This is a genomic window from Streptomyces jeddahensis (genome assembly GCF_001642995.1).
Classification (GTDB): Bacteria; Actinomycetota; Actinomycetes; order Streptomycetales; family Streptomycetaceae; genus Streptomyces; species Streptomyces jeddahensis.
On sequence record NZ_LOHS01000161.1, the window covers coordinates 1 to 26,689 of the forward strand.

24 protein-coding genes are annotated in these 26,689 nt (G+C 70.7%); 15 read left to right on the forward strand and 9 right to left on the reverse strand.

Going from position 1 to position 26,689, the window contains the following annotated elements; all coding sequences use genetic code 11:
* The first annotated feature begins 294 nt into the window (after positions 1-294).
* The 6 genes from dxr (at position 295) to STSP_RS32575 (ending at position 7,651) form a co-directional block, all read left to right on the forward strand.
* A complete protein-coding gene (gene dxr, locus STSP_RS32550) occupies positions 295-1,569 on the forward strand; it encodes a 1-deoxy-D-xylulose-5-phosphate reductoisomerase (protein WP_067284625.1) in 1,275 nt (424 codons plus the stop codon).
* A complete protein-coding gene (locus tag STSP_RS32555; RefSeq protein ID WP_067284626.1) occupies positions 1,566-2,870 on the forward strand; it encodes a M50 family metallopeptidase in 1,305 nt (434 codons plus the stop codon). The genes dxr and STSP_RS32555 overlap by 4 nt, the downstream gene beginning before the upstream one ends.
* Positions 2,871-3,031: 161 nt before the next feature.
* Positions 3,032-4,189, forward strand: a complete 1,158-nt coding sequence (gene ispG, locus STSP_RS32560; protein ID WP_067284627.1) for a flavodoxin-dependent (E)-4-hydroxy-3-methylbut-2-enyl-diphosphate synthase — start codon at positions 3,032-3,034, stop codon at positions 4,187-4,189.
* 167 nt (positions 4,190-4,356) lie between these two features.
* Positions 4,357-5,205, forward strand: a complete 849-nt coding sequence (locus STSP_RS32565) for a GNAT family N-acetyltransferase (RefSeq protein WP_067284628.1) — start codon at positions 4,357-4,359, stop codon at positions 5,203-5,205.
* Between the two features lie 74 nt (positions 5,206-5,279).
* Positions 5,280-5,846, forward strand: a complete 567-nt coding sequence (locus STSP_RS32570; protein WP_067284629.1) for a GNAT family N-acetyltransferase — start codon at positions 5,280-5,282, stop codon at positions 5,844-5,846.
* A 110-nt stretch (positions 5,847-5,956) separates the two neighbouring features.
* The gene (locus tag STSP_RS32575) at positions 5,957-7,651 is read left to right on the forward strand and encodes a proline--tRNA ligase (protein WP_067284630.1); all 1,695 of its coding nucleotides are present in this window, start codon (positions 5,957-5,959) and stop codon (positions 7,649-7,651) included.
* A 202-nt stretch (positions 7,652-7,853) separates the two neighbouring features.
* Here STSP_RS32575 and STSP_RS32580 read toward each other — a convergent pair whose 3' ends face one another.
* The 3 genes from STSP_RS32580 to STSP_RS32590 all read right to left on the reverse strand — a co-directional run bounded on the left by STSP_RS32580 (position 7,854) and on the right by STSP_RS32590 (position 9,951).
* Complete coding sequence (locus STSP_RS32580) at positions 7,854-8,810, reverse strand: aminoglycoside phosphotransferase family protein (protein WP_067284631.1); 957 nt, start codon at positions 8,808-8,810, stop codon at positions 7,854-7,856.
* A gap of 71 nt (positions 8,811-8,881) precedes the next feature.
* Positions 8,882-9,379, reverse strand: a complete 498-nt coding sequence (locus STSP_RS32585; protein WP_067284632.1) for a ferritin-like domain-containing protein — start codon at positions 9,377-9,379, stop codon at positions 8,882-8,884.
* Positions 9,379-9,951, reverse strand: coding sequence for a hypothetical protein (locus STSP_RS32590; RefSeq protein WP_067284633.1), 573 nt, complete (start codon positions 9,949-9,951; stop codon positions 9,379-9,381). Before STSP_RS32590 ends, STSP_RS32585 begins: the two co-directional genes overlap by 1 nt.
* 360 nt (positions 9,952-10,311) lie before the next feature.
* Here STSP_RS32590 and rimP point away from each other — a divergent pair, with 360 nt between their 5' ends.
* From rimP to STSP_RS32630, 8 genes are all read left to right on the forward strand, one after another.
* On the forward strand, positions 10,312-10,872 hold the full coding sequence (gene rimP / locus STSP_RS32595; RefSeq protein WP_067284634.1) for a ribosome maturation factor RimP: 561 nt from the start codon (positions 10,312-10,314) through the stop codon (positions 10,870-10,872).
* A 2-nt stretch (positions 10,873-10,874) separates the two neighbouring features.
* Positions 10,875-11,867 carry a transcription termination factor NusA gene (nusA, locus tag STSP_RS32600; RefSeq protein ID WP_067284635.1) on the forward strand — a complete coding sequence of 331 codons (993 nt, stop codon included), beginning with the start codon at positions 10,875-10,877 and terminating at the stop codon, positions 11,865-11,867.
* A gap of 140 nt (positions 11,868-12,007) precedes the next feature.
* A complete protein-coding gene (locus tag STSP_RS32605; protein ID WP_078067694.1) occupies positions 12,008-12,283 on the forward strand; it encodes a YlxR family protein in 276 nt (91 codons plus the stop codon).
* A gap of 163 nt (positions 12,284-12,446) precedes the next feature.
* A complete protein-coding gene (gene infB, locus STSP_RS37840) occupies positions 12,447-15,443 on the forward strand; it encodes a translation initiation factor IF-2 (RefSeq protein WP_078067695.1) in 2,997 nt (998 codons plus the stop codon).
* Between the two features lie 151 nt (positions 15,444-15,594).
* Complete coding sequence (locus tag STSP_RS32615) at positions 15,595-15,888, forward strand: DUF503 domain-containing protein (protein ID WP_067284640.1); 294 nt, start codon at positions 15,595-15,597, stop codon at positions 15,886-15,888.
* A 140-nt stretch (positions 15,889-16,028) separates the two neighbouring features.
* Positions 16,029-16,481 (forward strand): 30S ribosome-binding factor RbfA, encoded by a 453-nt coding sequence (rbfA, locus tag STSP_RS32620; protein ID WP_067284642.1) that lies wholly within the window; start codon positions 16,029-16,031, stop codon positions 16,479-16,481.
* Positions 16,478-17,383, forward strand: a complete 906-nt coding sequence (gene truB / locus STSP_RS32625; RefSeq protein WP_067284643.1) for a tRNA pseudouridine(55) synthase TruB — start codon at positions 16,478-16,480, stop codon at positions 17,381-17,383. Before rbfA ends, truB begins: the two co-directional genes overlap by 4 nt.
* A 240-nt stretch (positions 17,384-17,623) precedes the next feature.
* Positions 17,624-18,592, forward strand: coding sequence for a bifunctional riboflavin kinase/FAD synthetase (locus STSP_RS32630; RefSeq protein WP_078067696.1), 969 nt, complete (start codon positions 17,624-17,626; stop codon positions 18,590-18,592).
* A 98-nt stretch (positions 18,593-18,690) separates the two neighbouring features.
* On the opposite strand, the gene STSP_RS32635 is transcribed toward STSP_RS32630, so the two are convergent.
* The 5 genes from STSP_RS32635 to STSP_RS32655 are packed head-to-tail and all read right to left on the reverse strand — an operon-like array spanning position 18,691 to position 24,787.
* Positions 18,691-19,755 (reverse strand): oligopeptide/dipeptide ABC transporter ATP-binding protein, encoded by a 1,065-nt coding sequence (locus STSP_RS32635; RefSeq protein ID WP_078067697.1) that lies wholly within the window; start codon positions 19,753-19,755, stop codon positions 18,691-18,693.
* The gene (locus tag STSP_RS32640; RefSeq protein WP_078067698.1) at positions 19,752-20,834 is read right to left on the reverse strand and encodes an ABC transporter ATP-binding protein; all 1,083 of its coding nucleotides are present in this window, start codon (positions 20,832-20,834) and stop codon (positions 19,752-19,754) included. Before STSP_RS32640 ends, STSP_RS32635 begins: the two co-directional genes overlap by 4 nt.
* On the reverse strand, positions 20,831-21,769 hold the full coding sequence (locus STSP_RS32645) for an ABC transporter permease (RefSeq protein WP_067284645.1): 939 nt from the start codon (positions 21,767-21,769) through the stop codon (positions 20,831-20,833). The genes STSP_RS32640 and STSP_RS32645 overlap by 4 nt, the downstream gene beginning before the upstream one ends.
* Entirely contained in the window at positions 21,766-22,845 is a 1,080-nt protein-coding gene (locus tag STSP_RS32650; protein WP_067284646.1) for an ABC transporter permease, read from the reverse strand. Before STSP_RS32650 ends, STSP_RS32645 begins: the two co-directional genes overlap by 4 nt.
* Positions 22,846-22,897: 52 nt before the next feature.
* Positions 22,898-24,787 (reverse strand): ABC transporter substrate-binding protein, encoded by a 1,890-nt coding sequence (locus tag STSP_RS32655; protein WP_067284647.1) that lies wholly within the window; start codon positions 24,785-24,787, stop codon positions 22,898-22,900.
* Between the two features lie 313 nt (positions 24,788-25,100).
* On the opposite strand from STSP_RS32655, the gene STSP_RS32660 reads away from it, so the two are divergent.
* Positions 25,101-25,331, forward strand: a complete 231-nt coding sequence (locus STSP_RS32660) for a DUF397 domain-containing protein (protein ID WP_067284648.1) — start codon at positions 25,101-25,103, stop codon at positions 25,329-25,331.
* 118 nt (positions 25,332-25,449) lie between these two features.
* Here STSP_RS32660 and STSP_RS32665 read toward each other — a convergent pair.
* Positions 25,450-26,689: MinD/ParA family ATP-binding protein (locus STSP_RS32665; RefSeq protein WP_232789881.1), on the reverse strand; the 1,240-nt coding region annotated here is incomplete at its 5' end.

Sequence of the window (26,689 nt, forward strand, 5' to 3'; positions counted from 1 at the left end):
CCCGGAGTTTGCGCCAGCCGCTGCGGGCGCACATCCCGCCACGTCCCCTTCGGCCCGATGGCGCCTGCGGGTTGATCATTGGGGCGGCGCGAGCCGCTGACCGTTGTGGGCAATCGTTCCGCAGGGCTGGGGGCACCTCCCAGCGGTAGCTGGGGGAGGGTGGGCACAACACCACGACGGCGGGCGCCCTGCCCCAGTACCCGCCCCCCTGGGGGTGGGCGCAGCCCACGACGGCGGGCGCCCCGCACCGTACCCGGCCCCCGGCAGGGGCCCCGTTGCGGCCACAATGGGGGGATGAGCGACAGCCCATCCCCCCTCGCGGACCCGCACCTCGTCTTCGACCCCGTCGTCGGAGACGGCCCCCGGGACATCGTCATCCTTGGCTCCACGGGCTCGATCGGCACCCAGGCCATCGACCTCGTGCTCCGCAACCCCGACCGTTTCCGGGTCACCGGGCTCTCCGCCGCCGGCGGACGGGTGGAGCTGCTGGCCGAGCAGGCCAGGCAGCTGCGGGTGCGGACCGTCGCGGTCGCGCGCGAGGACGTCGTACCGGCACTGCGGGAGGCGCTGAGCGCCCAGTACGGGCCGGGGGAGCCGCTCCCCGAGATACTGGCGGGCCCCGACGCGGCCACGCAGCTCGCCGCGTCCGACTGCCACACCGTGCTCAATGGGATCACCGGATCCATCGGCCTCGCCCCGACCCTCGCGGCCCTCGAAGCCGGCCGCACCCTCGCCCTCGCCAACAAGGAGTCGCTGATCGTCGGCGGCCCGCTGGTCAAGGCGCTCGCCAAGCCGGGGCAGATCATCCCCGTCGACTCCGAGCACGCCGCGCTCTTCCAGGCGCTGGCGGCCGGCACGCGCGCGGACGTGCGCAAACTGGTCGTGACCGCGTCGGGCGGCCCGTTCCGGGGGCGTACGAAGTCGGAGCTCGCCGACGTCACGCCCCAGGACGCCCTCGCCCACCCCACCTGGGCCATGGGCCCGGTGATCACCATCAACTCGGCGACGCTGGTCAACAAGGGACTCGAGGTCATCGAGGCCCACCTGCTGTACGACATTCCCTTCGACCGCATTGAGGTCGTCGTGCACCCGCAGTCGTATGTCCACTCGATGGTCGAGTTCACCGACGGATCGACGCTGGCGCAGGCCACCCCGCCCGACATGCGCGGGCCCATCGCCATCGGGCTCGGCTGGCCGGAGCGGGTGCCGGACGCCGCGCCTGCGTTCGACTGGACGAAGGCGTCGAGCTGGGAGTTCTTCCCCCTCGACGAGGAGGCTTTCCCGTCGGTGGGGCTCGCCCGGCATGTCGGCGAGCTCGCGGGCACGGCTCCGGCGGTGTTCAATGCGGCAAACGAGGAGTGCGTGGACGCGTTCCTGAACGGCGCCCTGCCGTATCTCGGGATCATGGAGACCGTTACGCAGGTCGTGGCCGAGCACGGCACGCCGCGTACGGGAACTTCGCTGACCGTCGCGGACGTCCTCGAAGCGGAGACCTGGGCGCGCGCCCGGGCCCGTGAACTGACGGCCCACACCCAAGCGACACGGACGACCGCGGAGGTTCGTGCATGACGACCCTGATGATGATCCTCGGCATAGTCGTCTTCGCGATCGGGCTGCTGATCTCGATCGCCTGGCACGAGCTGGGACATCTGTCGACCGCGAAGCTCTTCGGGATCCGTGTGCCGCAGTACATGGTGGGTTTCGGCCCCACCATCTGGTCCCGCAAGAAGGGCGAGACCGAGTACGGCATCAAGGCCATCCCGCTCGGCGGCTACATCCGCATGATCGGGATGTTCCCGCCCGGCAAGGACGGCCGTCTCGAGGCCCGCTCCACCTCGCCCTGGCGCGGCATGATCGAGGACGCCAGGTCGGCGGCGTTCGAGGAGCTCAGGCCCGGCGACGAGACCCGCCTCTTCTACACGCGCAAGCCGTGGAAGCGGGTCATCGTGATGTTCGCGGGCCCCTTCATGAACCTCGTGCTGGCTGTGGCGATCTTCCTCGGCGTGATGATGACCTTCGGCGTCCAGACCCAGACCACCACGGTCGGCAAGGTCTCCGACTGCGTCATCGAGCAGAGCGAGAACCGCACGACCTGCGAGAAGGGCGACGAGGCCGCGCCCGCCAAGGCCGCCGGCCTCAAGGCGGGCGACAAGATCGTGGCGTTCGACGGGGCGCCCGTGGACGACTGGTCCACGCTGCAGGCCGACATCCGCGCCAACCCCGGCAAGGACGTCACCCTCACCGTCGAGCGCGACGGCAAGCGGCAGGACCTCAAGGCGCACCTGATCAAGAACCAGGTCAGCAAGACCGACGGCGAGGGCGGCTACGTCGAGGGCAAGTACGTGTATGCGGGCTTCCTCGGCTTCACGCCCGCGTCGGGCATCGTCCAGCAGTCCTTCGGCCAGTCCGTGGAGCGCATGGGCGACATGATGGAGAACGGCGTCGAGTCGTTGATCTCGCTGCCCTCCAAGATCCCCGCCCTGTGGGACGCGGCGTTCGGCGACGGCCCGCGCGAGCCCGATTCGCCGATGGGCGTCGTCGGCGCGGCCCGCGTCGGCGGCGAGGTGTTCACGATGGACATCCCGCCGGAGAACCAGATCGCGATGATGCTGTTCCTTGTCGCGGGGTTCAACCTGTCGCTGTTCCTGTTCAACATGCTGCCGCTGCTGCCGCTCGACGGCGGGCACATCGCGGGCGCCCTGTGGGAGTCCCTGCGCCGCCACACGGCGAAGCTGCTGCGGCGGCCGGACCCGGGCCCGTTCGACGTCGCGAAGCTGATGCCCGTCGCGTACGTGGTGGCGGGGATCTTCGTCTGCTTCACGATCCTCGTGCTCATCGCCGACGTTGTTAACCCGGTGAGAATCTCCTGATCACGGGGCATTCACGGCGGCCGGGCAGGCTTACTGCCCGGCCGCTGCCGTTGGGGTGGACATAAGGACGTGATGTGCTCCGGCATCGGGGCGTGCCGTAACCTCGAAGGCCCGGAGCCCGATGACGGGACCTTGATCCATACCTTGGGGTTGCACAGCAGATGACTGCGATTTCTCTCGGCATGCCGTCCGTTCCGACCAAGCTCGCCGAGCGCCGGAAGAGCCGGCAGATCCAGGTCGGATCCGTGGCGGTCGGCGGGGACGCTCCGGTGTCGGTGCAGTCCATGACGACGACGCGGACCTCGGACATCGGTGCGACGCTGCAGCAGATCGCCGAACTCACGGCCTCGGGCTGCCAGATCGTGCGCGTGGCCTGCCCCACGCAGGACGACGCCGACGCGCTGCCGGTCATCGCGAAGAAGTCGGGGATCCCGGTGATCGCCGACATCCACTTCCAGCCGAAGTACGTGTTCGCGGCCATCGAGGCGGGCTGCGCGGCCGTGCGCGTGAACCCCGGCAACATCAAGAAGTTCGACGACCAGGTCAAGGAGATCGCCAAGGCCGCCAAGGACCACGGCACCCCGATCCGGATCGGCGTCAACGCGGGCTCCCTCGACAGGCGGCTCCTGCAGAAGTACGGCAAGGCGACCCCCGAGGCCCTCGTCGAGTCCGCCCTCTGGGAGGCGTCCCTCTTCGAGGAGCACGACTTCCGGGACATCAAGATCTCCGTCAAGCACAACGACCCGGTCGTGATGATCGAGGCGTACCGGCAGCTCGCCGCCCAGTGCGAGTACCCGCTGCACCTCGGCGTGACGGAGGCCGGTCCGGCCTTCCAGGGCACCATCAAGTCGGCCGTCGCCTTCGGTGCGCTGCTCTCCCAGGGCATCGGCGACACCATCCGCGTCTCGCTGTCGGCTCCTCCCGTGGAGGAGGTCAAGGTCGGCATCCAGATCCTGGAGTCGCTGAACCTGCGCCAGCGCGGCCTGGAGATCGTCTCCTGCCCGTCCTGCGGCCGCGCCCAGGTCGACGTCTACACGCTCGCCGAGGAGGTCACGGCGGGTCTGACGGGTATGGAGGTGCCGCTGCGCGTGGCCGTGATGGGCTGCGTCGTGAACGGCCCCGGCGAGGCCCGCGAGGCTGACCTCGGCGTCGCCTCCGGCAACGGCAAGGGCCAGATCTTCGTGAAGGGCGAGGTCATCAAGACGGTGCCCGAGTCGAAGATCGTGGAGACCCTCATCGAGGAGGCCATGAAGCTCGCCGAGCAGATGGAGAAGGACGGGGTCATGTCGGGCGAGCCCGAGGTCTCGGTCGCCGGCTGATCTCCGCGCTGCCGTACGCCCCACCGCTGTGTCCAGCGGTGGGGCGTCTGCGTCCCAGCGGTGGGGCGTCTGCGTCCCAGTGGTGGGACGTCCCATGGGGCGGCGCCACACAACCTCGCCAGGTACAGTGCGGAAATCAGCAGACCGTATGGTGAGGCCCACGAATCTTGTTGACGCAGACGACCACCCGGGTCCTCGAACCGAGTGACCTCGATGCCGCGCTGGCGGTGCTCGACCGTGAGCCCGTCCCCAACGCGTTCGTGGCGTCGCGGGTGCACACCGCGGGCCTGGACCCGTGGCGGCTCGGCGGCGAGATGTGGGGCTGGTACGCGGACGGCATGCTGCAGTCCCTGTGCTACGCGGGCGCGAATCTCGTGCCGATCTGCGCCACCCCCGAGGCCGTACGCGCCTTCGCCGACCGCGCCCGGCGGGCCGGCCGCCGCTGCTCGTCGATCGTCGGCCCGGCCGGACCCACCGCCCAGCTGTGGCGGCTGCTCGAACCGAGTTGGGGACCGGCCCGCGAGGTCCGCGCCCACCAGCCGCTGATGGTCACCGACCGGCTCCCCGACAACGTCGCTCCCGATCCGTACGTCCGCCGCATCCGCAAGGACGAGATGGAAACGATCATGCCGGCGTGCGTGGCGATGTTCACCGAGGAGGTCGGCATCTCCCCGCTCGCGGGCGACGGCGGGCTTCTCTACCAGGCGCGGGTGGCGGAACTGGTCGGATCCGGGCGGTCGTTCGCCCGCCTCGACGAGTACGGCAAGGTCGTCTTCAAGGCGGAGATCGGCGCCGCGACCCCGCTGGCCTGCCAGATCCAGGGCGTCTGGGTGGCGCCCGAGTACCGGGGGCAGGGCCTCGCGGCGCCCGGCATGGCGGCGGTGCTGCGCTACGCCCTCACGGATGTCGCACCGGTCGCCAGCCTCTACGTCAACGACTTCAACACGGCGGCACGCGCCGCGTATCGGAGGGTCGGCTTCCAGGAGATCGGCGCCTTCATGAGCGTGCTGTTCTGATCCCAGGCCGGATCCCAGGCCTGATCCCCGGTCCCGAGGGCCCGGGGTTCCGACCCCGAGGTACTCTCGCCGACATGCTGCGCATTCCCGGGCCGGGCTCCCGTACCCCCGACGACGTCGTGATCGGCCCGCTGGATCTGGCCGCCCGGGTCGACGAGGCGCTGGCCGTACAGGCGGAGGCCTTCGGGCTCAGCGCCGACGAGGTCACGGTGCGCCGGCAGATCGTGCTGCGGCACATCACCTACCCCGGGGCGCGGGCCCTCGGCGCGTTCACGCGCGACGGCCGGCTCGTCGGATTCGTCTACGGCATGCCGAACGACCGCACCCACTGGTGGTCCACCGTCGTCCAGCCGTATCTGCGCGCCCGGGGCCACGACACCTGGCTCGACGACTCCTTCGTCATCACCGAGCTGCACGTCCTGCCCGCGTACCAGAACCGCGGCATCGGCCGCGCGCTGATCACGCGGATCACGGACGAGGCCGACGAGCCCCGCTCCATCCTCTCGGCGATCGACATCGACAGCCCGGCCCGCGGCCTGTACTTCTCGCTCGGCTACGAGGACCTCGCCAGGCAGGTCCTCTTCCCGAGCGCACCGAAGCCGTACGCGGTGATGGGGGCGCACCTGCCGCTCAGGCGGTGAGGGACCACTCAGGCGGTGAGGGACCACTCAGGCGGTAACGGATTTCCACCGGCGCGGACCGCGGGGCTAACCTCCTAGCCATCACCCTTACGTAGCAGGAGTTAAGAATCATGGCCCAGGTCCAGCGCATGTCCCGGTTGATGGTCAAGACACTGCGCGACGACCCGGCGGACGCCGAGACGCTCAGCCACAAGCTGCTGGTCCGCGCCGGGTATGTGCGCCGCAACTCGGCGGGCATCTGGACCTGGCTCCCGCTGGGCAAGAAGGTCCTGGACAACATCTCGCGCGTCGTCCGCGAGGAGATGGACGCGATCGGTGCCCAGGAGGTCCTGCTCCCCGCCCTGCTGCCCAAGGAGCCGTACGAGGCGTCCGCCCGCTGGGAGGAGTACGGCGACCTGCTGTTCCGGCTGAAGGACCGCAAGGGCGGCGAGTATCTCCTCGGCCCGACCCACGAGGAGATCTTCACGCTCGTCGTGAAGGACCAGGTCGCGTCCTACAAGGACCTGCCGGTGATGCTGTACCAGATCCAGACGAAGTACCGCGACGAGGCCCGCCCGCGCTCGGGCATCCTGCGCGGCCGCGAGTTCCAGATGAAGGACTCGTACTCCTTCGACACCACGGACGAGGGCCTGGCGGAGTCGTACCGCCTGCACCGCGAGGCGTACCAGCGCATCTTCGAGCGCCTGGGCCTGGACTACCGGATCGTGTCGGCGGTCTCCGGCGCCATGGGCGGTTCGGCGTCGGAGGAGTTCCTGGCTCCGGCGGGGGCCGGCGAGGACACCTTCGTGGACTGCCCGGCCTGCGACTACGCGGCGAACACCGAGGCCGTGACGTTCGAGCTCAAGCCTGTCGAGGGCGCCGAGCACCCGCCGGTCGAGGAGCTCGACACCCCCGACACCCCCACCATCGAGACCCTCGCCGAGTACCTCGGCGTCCCGGCCTCCGCGACCCTGAAGAACCTGCTGGTCAAGGTGGACGGCGAGATCGTGGCCGTCGGCGTCCCGGGCGACCGCGAGGTCGACCTCGGCAAGCTCGGCGAGCACCTCGCCCCGGCGGTCGTCGAGCTGGTCACGGCCGAGGACTTCGAGGGCCGCGACGATCTCGTACGCGGCTACGTGGGCCCGCAGGGGCTGGGCAAGGTCCGCTACATCGCCGACCCGCGCGTCGCCCCCGGCACGTCGTGGATCACGGGCGCGAACAAGCCCGACAAGCACGCCAGGAACGTGGTGTGCGGCCGCGACTTCGAGGTGGACGACTACCTGGACGTGGTCGTCGTGGAGGAGGGCGACCCCTGCCCGAAGTGCGGCACCGGCCTGAAGCTGGACCGTGCGATCGAGATCGGCCACATCTTCCAGCTCGGCCGTAAGTACGCGGACACCTTCCAGCTCGACGTGCTCGGCCAGAACGGCAAGCCGGTCCGCGTCACCATGGGCTCGTACGGCATCGGCGTCTCCCGTGCCGTGGCCGCGCTCGCCGAGCAGATGGCGGACGAGCAGGGCCTGTGCTGGCCGCGCGAGGTCGCACCCGCCGACGTCCACGTGGTGGCCGCCGGCAAGGCGCTCCAGACGGAGCTGGCGCTCGACGTCTCCGAGAAGCTGGGCGTCGCGGGCGTCCGCGTGCTGGTGGACGACAGGGCCGGCGTCTCGCCCGGCGTGAAGTTCACCGACGCCGAGCTCATCGGCGTACCGAACATCCTGGTCGCCGGGCGGCGCTCCGCCGAGGGCGTCCTCGAGCTGAAGGACCGGCGCACCGGTGAGCGCGAGGAGCTGACCGTCGAAGAGGCGATCGCCCGCCTGACGGCGTAACCGTGCCGTCGCCCCCCCGGGACGGACCCGCAGGCGGGTTCGTCCCGGGGCATGGCGCCTGGACAGGTTCTCCCCGGTTCAGACGTTGCCTCGGTGCCCATAGCTGTGGGCCTTCACAGAGGGACCGGCAGGCCGGAACCCCGGGGTGCCACAGAGGGACCGGCGGGCCCGGGACCCGGCCGGAAGCCCTACTGCCGACGCCCTACAGCCAGCCCGCGAACTCCAGCAGCAGCTCCGAGTCCTGCACGCGGCCGACGCGGCGCGCCCGTACCCCCGACTCCACGGCGCGGAAGAGGGTCCAGCCGCGCAGCCGTTCCAGATCCACCTCGAGGGAGTCCGCGAGGCGCTTCACCCGGCGCCGGGTGATCGCCGCGCCCGACGGTGACGCGATAAGGTCCTCGACCCGGTCCCGCACCAGCCGCGCCAGATCGAAGGCGCACTCGCCCACCACCGGATCCGGTCCGACGGCGAGCCACGGCATGCGGTCGCCCGCCAGCACCTTGCTCTGCCGGAACGTCCCGTGCAGCAGCTTGTGCTCGGGCGCCGTGGCCACCAGCTCGTCCCGCGCCGCCAGCGCCGCGTCGACCAGCGGCGCCACGTCGGCATCGGCGTCCGCGCCCTTCCGCATCGCCAGGGCCTGCCGTCCGGTCCGCTCGGCCACCGTCTCGAAGCGGTGACCCGCGGGCGGGTCCACCCACAGCCGCCGCAACGTCCCGGCGGCCTCCAGCAGTGACTTCGCCTCGGGCAGGGACCGCAGCGACACATCGGGATGCAGACGCTCCAGCAGCAGCACCCCGTCATCGCCGTTCTCACCGCCGGCGTCGCCGCCCCCGGGCGCCTCGCCCTCGCCCGGCACGTCCAGCAACTGCACGGCGCCCCGCCCGCCCCAGCAGGCCAGCGCGGCCCGCTCGCTCCCGGGCCGGGCACGCCGCGGCGCCAGCTTGAGCACGGCGGGCCGGCCGTCGGACAGACGCACCAGGACGACGAGACTGCTGCGCCCACCGGGCACCATCACCCGCTCGACGGCCAACTCACGCCGGGCCACGGCCGCCCCGGCCAGCTCCGGCAGCTTCTCCAGCCAGGCGCGGGCTCCGTCGTCCCCGTCGTGCAGCGACTCGCCGAGTGCTCTGACGAGGCGCTGGGGCGGTTCGAAAGCCATGCGCGGGTGATTCCTTCCCAGTCGGGCCGTTCGGGGGCCGGTACGGTGCGCCGAACGCGCCCGGCCTGGCTCTACGCGCTCGGCGTCGCCGAAGCGGACGGCGTACCGGACCGCTCGGCGAGACCAGGGAAGGCTACGCTGCCGCCCCGCCACCGGGCCGCCCGCACCGCCGCTTCCCGCAGCGCGTCCGCGGCCGTCCGCCGCCGACTGCCCTCGGCTGCCCGTACGAGATCGGAATACACCCCGGCGACCCGATCCTCCAGTTCGGCGGCGAGCCGGGCGGCCGCCGCCGCGTCCGGCACCGGGAAGGGCAGCGCGTAGGCCGCAGCCGCCTGCTCCGGCTCGCCGCCCAAGTCCCGCACGATGCGCATGAGTTCGTCGCGCCGGGCGCGATGGGCGTCGTACGCCGCCCGGGCCTCGTCCCGGCGTTCGCCACCGATTCTGCCGCCGACGACCCCGTAGCCGTACACGGCGGCATGCTCCGCGCCCAGCGCGGCCTGCACGGCCTTCAGTACGGCGCTGCCGTCGCTCTTGGACTTCCGGCCCTCGCCGTCGTCGGCCCCGCTCATCAATCACCCTCCGTCAGCAGATACGCGTGTGCCGCACCCGCCGCCGCGACAGAGGCGAGCAGCCGGGCCAGCTCGCCGGGCACCTCGAGCAGCGCGGCGCCGCGCCGGTCCGCCAGGTCACGCTCGGCGGAGGCGAGAAAGGCAAGTGCGTCCTTCTTGTCCGCGGGCACGTCGCTCCCGGCGTCAGACGCAGAACCCGAAGGCGAAGGTGAAGGCGGAGCGGCAGCCGAATCCGATGCGGCGGCAGACGGCGAAGCCGATGCCGCGTCCCCGGAGCGCGACGCCGCAGCCGATGCGCCCCCCGTAGCCCCGGCCGCCGCCATCTCGCCCCCGAACGCCTCCACATGCCGCACCAGCTCCTCCCGCAACACCTCCAGCCGCTTGGCCAGCGAGGGATGCGCCGCGATCACCGCGTCGTACCGCGCGACAAGCCCGGCGCTGTCGCTCGCCGCACGCGCGCGTGCCCGCTCCAACGCGGACGGGCGCCGCGCCGCCGTGCCGGCCGAGCCGCTGCCGGAATCCCCGTCGGAACACCCCGCGAGCAGCCCGGCACCGGCGACGGCCGTGCCCACCGCACCCGCCGCACCGGCGAGAACACTCCTTCGACCAGGCCCCGAGGGCCCGGACGGCCCATCAGGGGTACGCCGCGCACGCGACGGCAGGGGCAGCGACACGACAGACGTCCTCGAGGGTTTCGTACGAGTGGACAGCGAGGGGAACAAGCGGCCGAGAGGCCTTGATCACCGTACCGTCGGACCGCCCCGGCCCGCGCCAGCGGCTCGTCACCTGTAGCCCGGTTCGCCTCCGGCGGCCCCTTCGGACGCCGCACGGACGGCCGGACCGGTGGACGGCAACACCCCCCGGGACCGGATACCCTTTGACCTGTCACGCGACCTACCCACAACAGCACACGCGGCCGAGGAGTCACCCGGATGAGCACCACCCAGAGCGAGAGGCTGCGAGAACTACTGGAACCGCTCGTCAGCTCCAAGGACCTGGATCTCGAAGAGATCGAAGTGGCCTCGGTCGGGCGCAAGCGGGTGCTGAGGGTCGTCATCGACTCCGACGAGGGTGTCGATCTGGACGAGATCGCCGAGGTGAGCCGCGAACTCTCGGCGAAGCTCGACGAGCACGACGTGATGGGCGAGGGCGAGTACACCCTCGAGGTCGGTTCCCCGGGCGCCGAGCGCCCGCTGAAGGAGCACCGCCACTTCGTGCGCGCCACGGACCGCCTGGCGAGGTTCTGGCTGACGCCGGAGGCGGGCGGCGGCGAGCTGGTCGCCCGGATCCTGAAGGTGGACGACGAGGGTCTGGACCTCGAGGTGCCCGGTGTGAAGGGCCGCAAGCCCACATCCCGCAGGCTCGCCTTCACGGACATCGCCAAGGCGCGGGTGGAGATCGAGTTCAGTCGCAAGAGCACGTCCGCCGAAGGCACCCAGAACACCAAAAACAGCAAGAACATCAAGAACATCGAGAACGCAGAGGAGGCGTAGCCGTGGACATCGACATGAGTGCCCTGCGGGGTCTGGTGAGGGAGAAGGAGATCTCCTTCTCGCTCCTGGTCGAGGCGATCGAGGCGGCCCTCCTCATCGCCTACCACCGCACCGAGGGAAGCCGCCGCCACGCGCGCGTGGAGCTCAACCGGGAGACCGGCCATGTGACGGTGTGGGCGAAGGAAGACCCCGAGGACCTCGAGGAGGGCCAGGAGCCCCGCGAGTTCGACGACACCCCGTCCGGCTTCGGCCGGATCGCCGCGACGACGGCCAAGCAGGTGATTCTCCAGCGGCTGCGCGACGCCCAGGACGACGCGACGCTCGGTGAGTACGCGGGCCGTGAGGGCGACATCGTCACCGGTGTGGTCCAGCAGGGCCGCGACCCGAAGAACGTCCTGGTCGACATCGGTAAGCTCGAGGCGATCCTGCCCGTGCAGGAGCAGGTGCCGGGCGAGGACTACCAGCACGGCATGCGCCTGCGCTCGTACGTCGTACGGGTGGCCAAGGGCGTCCGCGGCCCGTCGGTGACCCTCTCGCGTACGCACCCGAACCTGGTGAAGAAGCTCTTCGCGCTGGAGGTCCCGGAGATCGCCGACGGCTCCGTCGAGATCGCCGCGATCGCCCGTGAGGCCGGCCACCGCACCAAGATCGCCGTGCGTTCCACCCGGTCGGGCCTGAACGCCAAGGGCGCCTGCATCGGGCCCATGGGCGGCCGTGTGCGCAACGTCATGGCCGAACTGAACGGTGAGAAGATCGACATCGTCGACTGGTCCGACGACCCGGCCGAGATGGTCGCCAACGCGCTCTCCCCGGCCCGGGTCTCCAAGGTCGAGGTCGTCGACCTCGCGGCCCGCTCCGCGCGGGTCACCGTGCCGGACTACCAGCTGTCGCTGGCGATCGGCAAGGAGGGGCAGAACGCCCGTCTCGCGGCTCGGCTGACCGGGTGGCGGATCGACATCCGCCCGGACACGGAGCAGGCCCCGCAGGAGGCCTGAGGGCACCCCGCAGCAGGCCTGGCGGCAACCGACAGCACGGCCCCCGACGAGATCACGCCGGGGGCCGTAGAGATCAAGACGACAGCCGTTCGATTTTTGCCCCAAAGGGGTGAGGTCGATACGGGGAGGTAGACTTAACTGTGTCTGGCCGGACGCACGCCCGAGCACGCCCTGAGCGCACCTGTGTGGGATGCCGGGAGCGAGCGGCCAAGAGCGATCTGCTGCGCATCGTGGTGATCGAGGACGCGTGCGTCCCCGATCCTCGCGGTACGCTGCCCGGCCGGGGTGCCTATGTGCACCCCGCCCTGGTCTGTCTCGACCTGGCGGTCCGCCGCCGGGCGTTCGTCCGGGCCTTCCGTGCCCGGGGACCGCTCGACACGGCAGGCTTGCGCCAGGCGGTGGAAGACAGTTGCTGAGCAGGCAACACCGTAAGAAGCGCCGTACGGAACCCCCGTGCGGCCCAGGTACCTCGCGAGTCGGAAGTAGGTCGAGATTGCGATGAGCACTCGATGAGTACGCGATGAGTACGCCCATGAAGTAGCGACGGTCCGGCCGCAACCCGGACCTAAAAGGAGCGAAGTGGCTAAGGTCCGGGTATACGAACTCGCCAAGGAGTTCGGCGTGGAGAGCAAGGTCGTCATGGCCAAGCTCCAAGAACTCGGTGAATTCGTCCGTTCGGCGTCCTCGACGATCGAGGCGCCCGTAGTACGCAAACTGACTGACGCATTCCAGCAGGGCAACGGCTCCGGCAAGTCCGCCGCGAAGCCCGGTGCCCCCCGTAAGCAGGCGCCCGCCAGGCCCGCCGCGCCCTCCCCGGCGCAGGCGGCTCGTCCGGCTGCCCCGAAGCCTCCGGCCCCGGCGGCCCCCCGGCCCGCGACCCCCGCGGCCGAGAAGCCCGCGGCCGCCGCACCGGCGCCGGGCCCGCGCCCGACGCCGGGTCCCAAGCCGGCCCCCAAGCCCGCACCCGCGGCACCGGCCCAGCCGGAGTTCACCGCGCCGCCGTCCGCTCCTGCCGCCCCGTCGGCAGGTCCGCGTCCCGGCGCCCGTCCGGGTGCCCCGAAGCCGGGTGCCCGTCCGGCCGGTCCCGGTCAGGGCCGTGGCGACCGCGGCGAGCGTCCCGGCGCTCCGCGTCCGGGTGCCCAGGCCCCCCGTCCCGGCGCCCGTCCGGCCGGTCCGCGTCCGGGCAACAACCCCTTCACGTCCGGCGGCTCCACCGGCATGGCGCGCCCGCAGGCGCCCCGTCCCGGCGGCGCCCCGCGTCCCGGTGGTCCCGGAGCGCCCGGCGGCCCGCGTCCGCAGGGCGCAGGCCAGGGCGGTCCCCGTCCGCAGGGCCAGGCCGGTCCCCGGCCCACCCCGGGCGGCATGCCCCGTCCGCAGGCTCCGCGTCCGGGCGGCGGTCCCGGTGGCAACCGTCCGAACCCCGGCATGATGCCGCAGCGTCCCGCTGCGGGCCCGCGTCCCGGCCCCGGTGGCGGTCGCGGTCCCGCCGGTGCCGGTCGTCCCGGTGGCGGCGGCGGTCGTCCGGGTGGTGGCGGCGGCTTCGCCGGTCGTCCCGGTGGCGGTGCCCCCGCCGGCGGTGGCGGCTTCGGCGGCGGCGGTGGCCGTCCCGGATTCGGCGGCCGTCCCGGTGGTCCCGGTGGCCGTGGTGGCACGCAGGGTGCGTTCGGCCGTCCCGGCGGTCCGGCGCGTCGTGGCCGTAAGTCGAAGCGGCAGAGGCGCCAGGAGTACGAGGCCATGCAGGCCCCGTCGGTCGGCGGCGTGATGCTGCCTCGCGGCAACGGCGAGACCGTTCGCCTGTCGCGCGGTGCGTCCCTCACCGACTTCGCGGAGAAGATCAACGCCAACCCGGCGTCGCTCGTCGCGGTCATGATGAACCTCGGCGAGATGGTCACCGCGACCCAGTCGGTCTCGGACGACACGCTGCAGCTGCTCGCCGACGAGATGAACTACACCGTTCAGATCGTCAGCCCCGAGGAGGAGGACCGCGAGCTGCTCGAGTCCTTCGACCTGGAGTTCGGCGAGGACGAGGGCGGCGAGGAGAACCTCGTCTCGCGTCCGCCGGTGGTGACCGTCATGGGTCACGTCGACCACGGTAAGACCCGGCTGCTCGACGCGATCCGCAAGACGAACGTCATCGCGGGCGAGGCCGGCGGCATCACGCAGCACATCGGTGCGTACCAGGTCGCCACCGAGGTCAACGGTGACGAGCGCAAGATCACCTTCATCGACACCCCGGGTCACGAGGCGTTCACCGCCATGCGTGCCCGCGGTGCGAAGTCGACCGACATCGCGATCCTCGTGGTGGCGGCCAACGACGGTGTGATGCCCCAGACGATCGAGGCGCTGAACCACGCCAAGGCGGCCGACGTGCCGATCGTGGTCGCGGTCAACAAGATCGACGTCGAGGGCGCGGACCCGACCAAGGTGCGCGGTCAGCTGACCGAGTACGGCCTGGTGGCCGAGGAGTACGGCGGCGACACGATGTTCGTCGACATCTCCGCCAAGCAGGGTCTGCACATCGACAGCCTCCTCGAGGCCGTCGTGCTCACCGCCGACGCCGCCTTGGACCTGCGCGCCAACCCCGAGCAGGACGCACAGGGCATCGCGATCGAGGCCCGCCTCGACCGCGGCCGCGGCGCCACCGCGACCGTCCTGGTCCAGCGAGGCACCCTGCGGGTCGGCGAGACCATGGTGGTCGGCGACGCCTACGGCCGCGTACGCGCCATGTACGACGACCAGGGCAACACGGTCGACGAGGCCGGTCCGTCCACCCCGGTCCAGGTCCTGGGTCTGACCAACGTCCCGGGCGCCGGCGACAACTTCATCGTCGTCGACGAGGACCGCACGGCCCGCCAGATCGCCGAGAAGCGTGCCGCCCGCGAGCGCAACGCCGCGTTCGCCAAGCGGGTGCGCCGCGTCTCCCTCGAGGACCTGGACAAGGTGCTCAAGGCCGGCGAGGTCCAGCAGCTCAACCTCATCATCAAGGGCGATGCCTCTGGTTCGGTCGAGGCCCTGGAGTCCTCGCTGCTCCAGCTCGACGTCGGCGAAGAGGTCGACATCCGCGTCCTGCACCGCGGCGTCGGTGCGGTCACGGAGTCGGACATCGACCTGGCGATGGGCTCGGACGCCATCGTGATCGGCTTCAACGTGCGCGCCGCCGGGCGTGCGCAGCAGATGGCCGAGCGCGAGGGCGTGGACGTCCGCTACTACTCGGTCATCTACCAGGCGATCGAGGAGATCGAGGCGGCCCTCAAGGGCATGCTCAAGCCGGAGTTCGAAGAGGTCGAGCTCGGTACGGCGGAGATCCGCGAGGTCTTCCGCTCGTCCAAGCTGGGCAACATCGCGGGTGTGCTCATCCGCTCCGGCGAGGTCAAGCGGAACAGCAAGGCCCGTGTCATCCGCGACGGCAAGGTCGTGGCGGAGAACCTCACGATCGAGGGCCTGCGTCGCTTCAAGGACGACGTCACCGAGATCCGCGAAGGCTTCGAGGGCGGTATCAACCTCGGAAACTTCAACGACATCAAGGTCGACGACGTCATCGCGACGTACGAGATGCGCGAGAAGCCGCGCGGCTGACCGCGTCGCTGACGACCGGGGCCGGTCGGCGGGAGAAATTCCCGTCGATCGGCCCCGGCCGCTGCGTGTACCGTTCTGATGTTCCTGCCACGCGGTTGGCAGGGCACCCGAGCTACACAGAACCCGTACCGGCGGGACATCCGGACACACCATGTATGTGGGGACTCTGTCCTTCGACCTGCTCCTCGGCGACGTACGGTCGCTCAAGGAGAAGCGCTCCATCGTCCGCCCGATCGTCGCCGACCTCCAGCGGAAGTACCCGGTCAGCGCGGCCGAGGTCGATCACATGGACCTGTATCGCAGGGCCGGAATCGGCCTGGCGATGGTGTCCGGGGACGCGGGACACCTGAGCGACGTACTGGACCGCTGCGAGCGGCTCGTCGCCGGCCGGCCCGAAGTGGAGCTGCTCTCGGTGCGGCGCCGGTTCCACGGCGACGACGACTGAAGGCAGCCGCCGACGGCTGACGCGGCCGGCGGCGGAAAGCGGTCGTCGGCCACCGAAACGGTCGACCACGACCGGACATGGTCGACTACGACCGACCCAACAAGGCAAGACAATCCCAGGAACAAAGGGGAGACGGACCAGTGGCCGACAACGCGCGGGCGAAAAGGCTGGCGGACCTCATCCGAGAGGTGGTTGCCCAGAAGCTGCAGCGCGGGATCAAGGACCCGCGGCTCGGTTCGCATGTGACCATCACGGACACCCGGGTCACCGGTGATCTGCGGGAGGCGACCGTCTTCTACACCGTGTACGGGGACGACGAGGAGCGCGCCGCCGCGGCGGCGGGCCTGGAGAGCGCCAAGGGCATCCTCCGCTCCGAGGTGGGCCGGGCGGCGGGCGTGAAGTTCACGCCGACCCTGACCTTCGTGGCGGACGCCCTCCCGGACACCGCACGCACCATCGAGGACCTGCTCGACAAGGCACGGGCCTCGGACGCGGCGGTGCGCGAGGCCTCGGCCGGCGCTTCCTACGCCGGCGAGGCGGACCCGTACCGCAAGCCGGGCGAGGACGAGACGGACGGCGACGCCGCGGAATGACGCAGAAGACCACCACGCCCGACGGGCTTGTCATCGTCGACAAGCCGTCGGGCTTCACTTCGCACGACGTCGTGGCCAAGATGCGCGGGATCGCCAGGACCCGCCGCGTCGGCCACGCGGGAACGCTCGACCCCATGGCGACCGGCGTGCTCGTCCTCGGTGTCGAGAAAGCGACAAAGCTTCTCGGTCATCTGGCGCTGACCGAGAAGGAGTACCTCGGCACGATCAGGCTCGGCCAGAACACGGTCACCGACGACGCCGAGGGCGAGATCACCTCGTCCGCCGACGCATCCCGCGTGACCCGTGACGCCATCGACGCCGGGATCGCCAAGCTCACCGGCGACATCATGCAGGTGCCGTCCAAGGTCAGCGCCATCAAGATCGACGGCAAGCGGTCCTACAAGCGGGCCCGCGAGGGCGAGGAATTCGACATCCCGGCCCGCCCGGTGACCGTGTCGTCCTTCGCCGTCTACGACGTCCGTGACGCCGTCGCCGAGGACGGCACGCCCGTCCTCGACCTGGTCGTCTCGGTGGTGTGCTCCTCCGGGACGTACATCCGGGCGCTCGCCCGCGACCTCGGCGCCGACCTGGGCGTCGGCGGCCATCTGACGGCGCTGCGCCGCACCCGCGTGGGCCCGTACAAGCTGGACGCGGCCAGAACCCTCGACCAGCTCCAGCAGGAGCTCACCGTCATGCCGATCGCCGAGGCCGCCGCGGCCGCGTTCCCGCGCTGGGACGTGGACGCCAAGCGGGCACGGCTGCTGACGAACGGTGTACGACTGGAGATGCCCGACGCGTACGCGGGCGCGGGAGCGATCGCCGTCTTCGACCCGGAAGGGCGCTTCCTGGCGTTGGTGGAGGAGTCCAAGGGCAAGGCCAAGAGCCTGGCGGTGTTTGGCTGAGACCGGGCCCGGCAGGGTTCCGGCGAGGTCCCGGCAGGGTCTCGGCAAGGTCCCGTCGGGGGCCGTCGCCGATGCCGGACGCCGTGGCCGTATGCCCTGGCTGGACGCGGTCGCCGAGGCAGCTCCCCATACCGCTGCGACTCGGCGGGAAGCGGCATGGCAGTCTTAGACCTGCGTATCTGCGTATCAGGCAAGGACGCAAACACGGAATCACGGACACAGGTTCGAGGAGCGGTCACAGTGCAGCGCTGGCGTGGCTTGGAGGACATCCCCCAGGACTGGGGGCGCAGCGTCGTCACCATCGGCTCCTACGACGGTGTGCACCGCGGGCACCAGCTGATCATCGGGCGCGCGGTGGACCGCGCGCGGGAGCTGGGGATCCCGTCTGTCGTGGTCACGTTCGACCCGCACCCCAGCGAGGTCGTACGCCCCGGCAGCCACCCCCCGCTCCTCGCCCCGCACCACCGGCGGGCCGAACTGATGGCCGAGCTCGGTGTGGACGCGCTGCTCATCCTGCCGTTCACCACCGAGTTCTCGAAGCTGTCGCCCGCGGACTTCGTCGTGAAGGTCCTCGTCGACAAGCTGCATGCGAAGGCCGTCGTCGAGGGCCCGAACTTCCGCTTCGGCCACAAGGCAGCCGGCACCGTCGACTTCCTCGCCGAACTCGGCCACACGTACGACTACGAGGTCGAGGTCATCGACCTGTTCGTGCGCGGTGAGGCGGGCGGCGGCGAGCCCTTCTCCTCGACCTTGACCCGCCGGCTGATCGCCGAGGGGGACGTCGAGGGCGCCGCCGAGATCCTCGGCCGCCCGCACCGCGTCGAGGGCGTCGTCGTCCGCGGCGCCCAGCGCGGCCGCGATCTCGGATTCCCCACCGCCAACGTGGAGACGCTGCCGCACACCGCCATCCCGGCCGACGGCGTCTACGCCGGCTGGCTGCACGCCCAGGGCGAGGCGATGCCCGCCGCGATCTCCGTCGGCACGAACCCGCAGTTCGACGGCACGGAACGCACCGTCGAGGCGTACGCCATCGACCGCGTCGGCCTCGACCTCTACGGCCTGCACGTCGCCGTCGACTTCCTCTCCTTCGTCCGCGGCCAGGCGAAGTTCGCGTCGATCGAGGCCCTCCTCGAGGCCATCGCGGACGACGTGAAGCGGTCGCGGGAGCTCATCGAGGCGTACGAGGCGACTTCGGGGCGGCCGAAGTAGGCACAGGGGGCCTGGTCGGGGCTCCCGCAGCAGGCACACGGGGCCTGGTCGGGGACCCGGGGCGGGCGGACGTGGCTCTGACCGCCCAAGGTGCCCTCTCAGCCCGCCCGCGTCACCCCCGCACGGCCCGCCGCCCAATGGCAGGCCACCTGTGCCCCACCCGACCCCGCGAGCACCGGCAGATCCCGCGTCCGGCAGGCGTCGGCCACCCCCTCCTCGGCCGCCTTGCCGCTCGCGAGGATCTGGCAGCGGACATGGAAGCGGCACCCGGAGGGAATGCGGGACGGGTCCGGGGGCTCGCCGGTGAGCACCACCGGGTCGCCTCCCGCCTCGGGCAGCACGGACAGCAGCGCCTGCGTGTACGGATGCCGGGGCGCCGTCAGGACCTGCTCGACGTCGCCCGTCTCGACGATCCTGCCCAGGTACATCACCGCGACCCGGTCGGCGATGTTCCAGGCGAGGCCCAGATCGTGGGTCACGACGAGGGCGGACAGTCCCAGTTCGGTCCGCAGGCGCAGCAGCAGCGCGAGGATCTCGCCGCGTACCGAGGCGTCCAGCGAGGCCACCGGCTCGTCCGCGACGATCAGTTCGGGTTCGAGGACCAGCGCGCCCGCGATGACGACGCGCTGCCGCTGGCCGCCCGACAGCTCATGCGGATAGCGGAGGAAGAACCGCTCCGGAGGCCGCAGCCCGGCCCGCGACAGAGCCTGAGCCACCGCCGCCCGCTCGTCCCCCGTATAGCCGTGGATACGCAGCCCCTCCGCCACCGCGTCGTACACCGTGTGCCGCGGGTTGAGCGAGCCGCTCGGGTCCTGCAGCACCAGCTGGACGCGCTTGCGGTACGCCTTCAGCGCGCGCGACGCGTAGTCGAGGGGCCTCCCGCCGAACGTGACCCGGCCGGACGTCGGCCGCACCAGCCCCAGCAACGTGCGGGCCAGCGTCGTCTTGCCGCAGCCCGACTCACCGACCAGCGCGACGATCTCGCCCGGCCTGATGTCGAGGTCGACACCGTCGACGGCCCTGGCCTCCACGGCGGCCCCATGCCGACCCGGGAACGTGACGCGCAGACCGACGGCGCTGAGCAGGGATTCCGAGGGCGCCGGAGACTCTGACGGCGTCGGCGTCTCTGACGGCGTCGGAGCCGGGGACGGAGAGGTGGTCATGACGTACTGCTCCTCGCTTCTCCTGCGGCCTCGGCCTCGGTCCCGGTCTCGGCCTCGGCTTTGGCCCCCGGCCGCTCCGCCTCGCCCACATGCACGCACGCGGCCCTCCGCGCCCGCCCCGCGTCCCGCAGCGCCTGGTCCTCCCGCGAGCAGGACTCCACCGCCACCGCGCAGCGCGGATGGAACGCACAGCCGGAGGGCAGATCCGACGGGTCCGGCGGGTCGCCGGGCAGGCCGCGCGGTGCGAAGCGGGACGCAGGGTCGCCGATGCGCGGGAACGCCGCCGACAGGGCCTTCCCGTACGGGTGCCGGGCGTCCTCGTACACCTGCAGCGCCGGGCCCTCCTCGACCACACGCCCCGCGTACATCACCGCGAGCCTGTCGCACGTGTCGGCCAGCACCGCCAGATCGTGGCTGATCATGATCAGCCCCAGGTCCTGCTCGGTCACGAGCTGCTCGATCAGGCGGAGGATCTGGGCCTGGATCATCACGTCGAGCGCCGTCGTGGGCTCGTCGGCGATGATCAGGCGCGGATCGCACGCCAGCGCCATCGCGATCATCACCCGCTGCCGCTGGCCTCCCGACAGCTCGTGCGGATACGCGTCCGCGCGGGACGCGGGGAGCCCCACGTGCTCGAGCAGCTCGCCCGTCTTCCGCTTGGCGCCCGCCGGGGTCTCCTTCCGGTGCAGCAGGATCGGCTCCGCAATCTGGTCGCCGACGCGGTGCACGGCGTTGAGGGAGTGCATCGCGCCCTGGAAGACGATCGACGCGCCCGCCCAGCGCACCGCCCGGACCCGCCCCCACTTCATGGTCAGCACGTCCTCGCCGTCCAGCAGGATCTCCCCGGACACCTTCGTCCCGGCGGGCAGCAGCCTCAGCAGCGCCAGCGCCAGCGTCGACTTGCCGCAGCCCGACTCGCCCGCGATGCCGAGCTTCTGGCCGGCCTCCACGGTGAGGTTCACCCCGCGGACGGCGGCGGCCCCACCCGCGTACGTGACCTCCAGATCGCGTACGTCCAACAGGGGGGCCTGCTCCGTACGCGGAGCCTGCGTGGTCTTCGACGTCTCCTGGATGCTCAACGGGACACCCCCAGCCTGGGGTTGAGGACGGACTCGACCGCGCGGCCGCACAGCGTGAACGCCAGTGCCACCACGGCGACCGCGATGCCGGGAGGAGCGAGATACCACCAGTGGCCCGCGCTGACCGCGCCCGCCTCCCGCGCGTCCTGCAGCATGCCGCCCCAGGACGTGATCGTCGGGTCGCCGAGGCCGAGGAAGGCGAGCGTGGCCTCGGTGAGGATCGCGCTGGAGATCACGAGTGTGGTCTGCGCCAGGACGAGCGGCATGACGTTCGGCAGGACATGGCGGAGCATGATGTGCCCGTGTCCGCCGCCGAGGGCACGGGAGCGCTCGATGTACGGCCGGGACTCCACGGCCAGCGTCTGGGCGCGGACCAGACGGGCCGTGGTCGGCCACGTCGTGACGCCGATCGCCAGGATGACCGTCCAGATGGAGCGGTCCATCACCGTGGCCAGCGCGATGGCAAGCACGAGGGTCGGCATCACCAGGAACCAGTCCGTGACCCGCATCAGGACCGTCGAGTACCAGCCCCGGAAGTGGCCCGCGACGATACCCACGACCGTGCCGATCGCCACGCACAGCACCGCCGCCAGCAACCCCACAGTGAGCGAGACACGCGCGCCCCACACCAGCAGCGCCAGCACGCTCCGGCCGAACTGGTCAGTCCCAAGAGGGAATTCACCGCTCGGCGACTCCAGAGGACCGCCCGGCGCGTCGGTGACGCTCTGCGAGTCCGCGCCGACCAGCAGCGGTGCGACAAGGGCGATCAGCGCGATCAGGACGAGCGCTGCCAGTCCCCACAGGCCGCTCTTGTGGGAACGGTACGCGCGCCAGAAGCGCGCCAGGGACTGGCGCTTGCGGGCACGGGCCAGGGCGCGGGGGCTCTCGGCGGCCTCGGCCGCCGGCCCCGCGGCCGTCGAGTCGGTTGTCGTCATCGGCCCACCCGGGGATCGAGCAACGGATACAGCAGGTCGGCAAGGGTGTTCGCCAGGATCACCGCGGTGGCGAAGACGAAGAACAGGCCCTGGACCAGCGGCAGATCGGGAACGCTGAGTGCCTGGTAGAACAGTCCGCCCAGGCCCGGCCAGGAGAACACCGTCTCGACCAGGATCTGGCCCGCCACCACATGCCCGAGGTTCACGAACATCAGGGTGAACGTCGGCAGCATCGCGTTCGGTACGGCATGCCGGCGCCGTACGAGATCGTCCCGCAGCCCCTTCGCACGCGCCGTCGTCAGATAGTCGCTGCCCATCTCATCCAGCAGCGAGGAGCGCATGACCAGAAGCGTCTGCGCGTAGCCGACCGCGACCAGCGTGATCACCGGCAGGACCAGGTGGTGCGCGACATCGATGACGTATGCGAAGCCGGTCTCGCCGCCCGACTCCAGACCGCCCGTCGGGAACAGGCCCGGGATCGGCCCGAGCCCCACCGAGAACACGATGATGAGAAGCAGGCCGAGCCAGAACGACGGCACCGAGTACAGCGTGAGCGCGAACGCGGTGTGGAAGCGGTCGCTCTTCGAACCGTTGCGCCACGCGGTGCGCGTGCCCAGCCAGATCCCGAGCACCGTGTAGAGGACGTACGCCGTGCCGGTGAGCAGCAGCGTGGCCGGGACCGCCTCGGCGATCTTGCCGATGACGGGGGAGTGGAACTGATACGACATCCCGAAGTCGCCGGTGAGCGCGTCACCGACGTAGTCCGTGAACTGCTGCCAGAGCGGCAGATCGAGCCCGAACTGCCGCCTGAGCGACCCGAGTTGCTCGGCGGAGACGGGACGTCCCCCCGTCATCTGCTTCACCGGGTCGCTCGGGATCAGCCGGAAGAGGAAGAAGCTCGTGACCAGGACGGCGAAGAGCGAGACGATCGCGCCGGCGATCTTCCCCGCCATGTACCGGAAATAGGCCCTGGTGTTGCGCGCCCGTGGACCGCGGGCGGCCGGCGGCCCGGGCTGTGCCGGGCCGCCGTCGGTGTCCGCACTCTGCACGAGCGCTGGAGTGCTCTCTGCTGTCATGGGGGACTCTCGCTACTCGTGCCGTTCGTGATGGTGTAGGAGCGGCGTGCTGCTATTCGCGGTCGTCGGCCGTGGTGCGGCGGCGCATCGCGATCAGGATCCCCCCGGCGGCGAGGACCACCACGGCGACGACGATGCCGATGACGGCACCCGTGGAACCGCCTGCGCCGCTGTCCCCGCCGGCGCTCGCCTCGCTCGTGCCGCCGGCCGGAACAGCCGACCACCAGCTCCAGTACCCGTCCTGGCCGTAGATGTTGCCGGCCGCGGTGGGCATCGTCTGGATCGACTTGATCTGGTCGGTGCGGTAGGCCTCGACCGCGTTCGGGTACGCGATGACGTTCATGTATCCGGAGTCGTACAGCCACGACTGCATCTGCTTCACGATGTCCGCACGCTTGGCCGGGTCGTACTCGGCAAGCTGCTTCTCGTACAGCTCGTCGTACGTCTTGTCGCAGATGAAGTTGTCCGTCGCCGCGCTCTCCTTGGCCTTGGTGGGCAGGGCGGCGCAGGTGTGGATGCCGAGGACGAAGTCGGGGTCCGGGTTCACGGACCAGCCGTCGAAGGCGAGGTCGTAGTCACCGGCGTACCAGGGCACGGAGACGTCGTCGAGGCACTGCACCTCCAGGCCGATGCCGAGGTCGCCCCACCACTCCTTCAGGTACTTGCCGACCGCCTTGTCGTTCGGGTCGGTGGCGTGGCACAGGATGCGGAAGTTGAGCGGCTTGCCGTCCTTGCCGACGCGCTGGTCGCCCTTGAGCTCGTAGCCCGCCTCGTCCAGCAGCTTGGCCGCCTTCTCCGGGTCGTACGCGAGCTTCTGGCTGTCGGACGGCTTCCAGAAGTACGTCGAGAAGCGCGGCGGGATGTAGCCCTCGCCCTCGACGGCGTGGCCCTGGAAGACCTTGTCGATGATCGTCTTGCGGTCGACGGACAGGAACAGCGCCTGCCGGACCCGCTGGTCGAGGAGCGCCTTGTTGCCGTCGCCGAACTTCTCGCCGTCCTTGGTCCGCGCACCCGGGTTGGTGGCCAGCGCGAAGAAACGGCGGCCCGGACCCTCGTTGACCTTGATGTCCTTCTCGCCCTTGAGCGAAGCGGCCTGAGCGGGCGTCAGCGCGGGAGCACCGGCGACGAACGACACCTCGCCCTTGCGCAGCGCGGCGACCGCGGCGTCCTGGTCCTTGTACGTCTTGAAGACCAGCTCGTCGAACTTGGGCGCGCCGCGCCAGAAGTCCTTGTTGGCCTTGAGCCGCACGTACTGGTCGACCTTGTAGTCGGTGAGGATGAAGGGGCCGTTGCCGACGACCGGGAAGGTCTTGTCGTTGTTGAACTTCGAGTAGTCGTCGACGTCCTTCCAGATGTGCTCGGGCACGATCGGGACGTCAAGGGCCGCCATGGTCGCCTGCGGCTTCTTCAGTTCTATGACCAGCTTGGTGGGGCTGGGCGCGGTCACCTTCTTGAAGTTGGCGACGAAGCTGCCGTTCGCGGTCGCGGCGCCCTCGTCCGTCATCATCTTGTTGAAGGTGAAGGCGGCGTCGGCCGCGGTGGCCTGCTTGCCGTCGGACCACTTGGAGTCGGACCGGATGGTGTAGGTCCAGGTCAACTTGTCCTCGGACGGCTCCCACTTGGTGGCGAAGCCCGGGATCGTGTGGTTGTCCTTGGGGTCGTAGTTGGTCAGGTACTCGTACATGAGCCGGTGGATGCTCGTACTGAGCAGACGCTGGGCGAGGAACGGGCTCAGCGAGTCGACGCTCTGCGCCACCGCGACCGTCAGGACCTTCTTGCCGTCGTCGGCCGCCTTGGCCTGCTCGGCGGCCGGGTTGAGCGGTGTCGCAAGACCGGCCGTGAGGGTGAACGCCGCGGCAGCGGCGGCCAGGAGGAGGCGCAGGGGGCGGCGGCGAGAGGTGCGCCCTCTGCCGTGCCGGTCGTGCTGAGCTGGTGTGTCCATGGGTCGGGGACCTCGCGTCATCGCTCGTGCAGGGATGGCTTGCCGATCGTTTCCGATCGTGTCGATCAAGGGTTCGCCAGCTGGTAGACCTGAGTGTCTATCAGCGGTCGTCTGCACCAGTCAACGGCGCGCGAACCCCATGTGGCCTGCGGAAATAACGAGTTGACGGCGAATTCACACCCATTGGTAGAGACCGGTGACGCTGCCCAGGCCAGCGCGTGACGCTTGCACCCGAATAAAGAGCAACGCGCGTGCCCCGAGCCCGGTTGTAGAGTTCGTACTGGTCCGCAAGTCAGGTGAACGGAGTGAGCCGGTGGCGACCGAGCAGGAGAAGGAAGCGTTGTACGCCATGGACATCAGTGGCGTCGAGTGGGTCGGTTCCCCTGACGGACCCCAGGACGAGCGCGTGGAGATCGCCTATCTGGAGGGCGGCGCCGTCGCGATGCGCAACTCCGCTGACCCCGACACGGTGCTCCGCTACACCGCGGCGGAGTGGCGGGCGTTCGTACTCGGGGCGCGCGACGGGGAGTTCGACCTGCAGTAGCGACAAGCGGTGACAAACAGTGTCACCAGGGATGTGCGCTTGCGCCCGCGACGTACGCGGACGCCTGAGGGCCGGCACCGTGATGGTGCCGGCCCTCAGACGTTGCCCACGGGGTCCGCTACTGCTGCGTCCAGCCGGGCGGCGGAACGACGCCCTGCTGGGGCTGGTTCTGCTGTGGATCCTGGGGCGGCGCCGCCTGCTGCTGCCAGCCCTGGCCCGGTCCGGGCTGCTGCTGGACCTGCTGCCAGTCCTGCGCCGTCTGGGGGGCGCCGCCGGGCTGGGCGTAGGGCTGCTGCGGCGGGGCCGGGTACCCCTGCTGAGGCTGCTGGTACTGCAGGTTCGGGTTGCCGAAGCCCTGCTGCGTACGGGCGATGTCCTCGGCGATGAGGGCGGCGAGATCGAAGTAGGCCTCGCGCGTCTTGGGACGCATCATGTCGAGGTCCACCTCGGCGCCCGCCGCGAGGTGTTCGTCGAAGGGGATCACGACGACACCGCGGCAGCGGGTCTCGAAGTGGGCGACGATGTCCTCCACCTTGATCATCTTGCCCGTCTCACGGACACCGGAGATCACGGTGACCGACCGCTGGACGAGATCGGCGAAGCCGTTCGCCGACAGCCAGTCGAGCGTGGTCGAGGCGCTGCTCGCACCGTCCACGGAGGGCGTGGAGATGATGATCAACTGGTGGGCGAGGTCCAGTACTCCGCGCATCGCGCTGTAGAGCAGACCGGTACCCGAGTCGGTGAGGATGATCGGGTACTGCCTGCCCAGTACGTCGAGCGCGGCGCGGTAGTCCTGGTCGTTGAACGTGGTGGAGACCGCCGGGTCCACGTCGTTGGCGATGATCTCGAGCCCCGAGGGCGCCTGCGAGGTGAAGCGGCGGATGTCCATGTAGCTGTTCAGCTGCGGGATCGCCTGGACGAGGTCGCGGATGGTGGCGCCCGTCTCGCGCCGCACCCGTCGGCCGAGGGTGCCGGCGTCCGGGTTGGCGTCGATCGCCAGGATCTTGTCCTGTCGCTCGGTGGCGAGCGTGGCCCCGAGCGCCATGGTCGTCGTGGTCTTGCCGACGCCGCCCTTGAGGCTGATCACCGCGATCCGGTAGCAGGACATCACCGGCGTACGGATCAGACCCAGCTTCCGCTCCCGCTCCGCCGCCTCCTTCTTGGCGCCGAGCTTGAAGCGGGACGGGCCCTGGTTGTTCTTGCGCGCCTTGGGCTGGTTGCGCAGCAGCCGGTCGGAGGACAGCTCCACGGCGGCGTTGTAACCGAGCGGGGTGCCGGGTGCGGCCTGCGGCTGCTGGGGGGCACCGGGGCCGGCCTGCGGGCCGGGCGGGGCGGTCCAGCCCTGGTTGCCGTAGGCG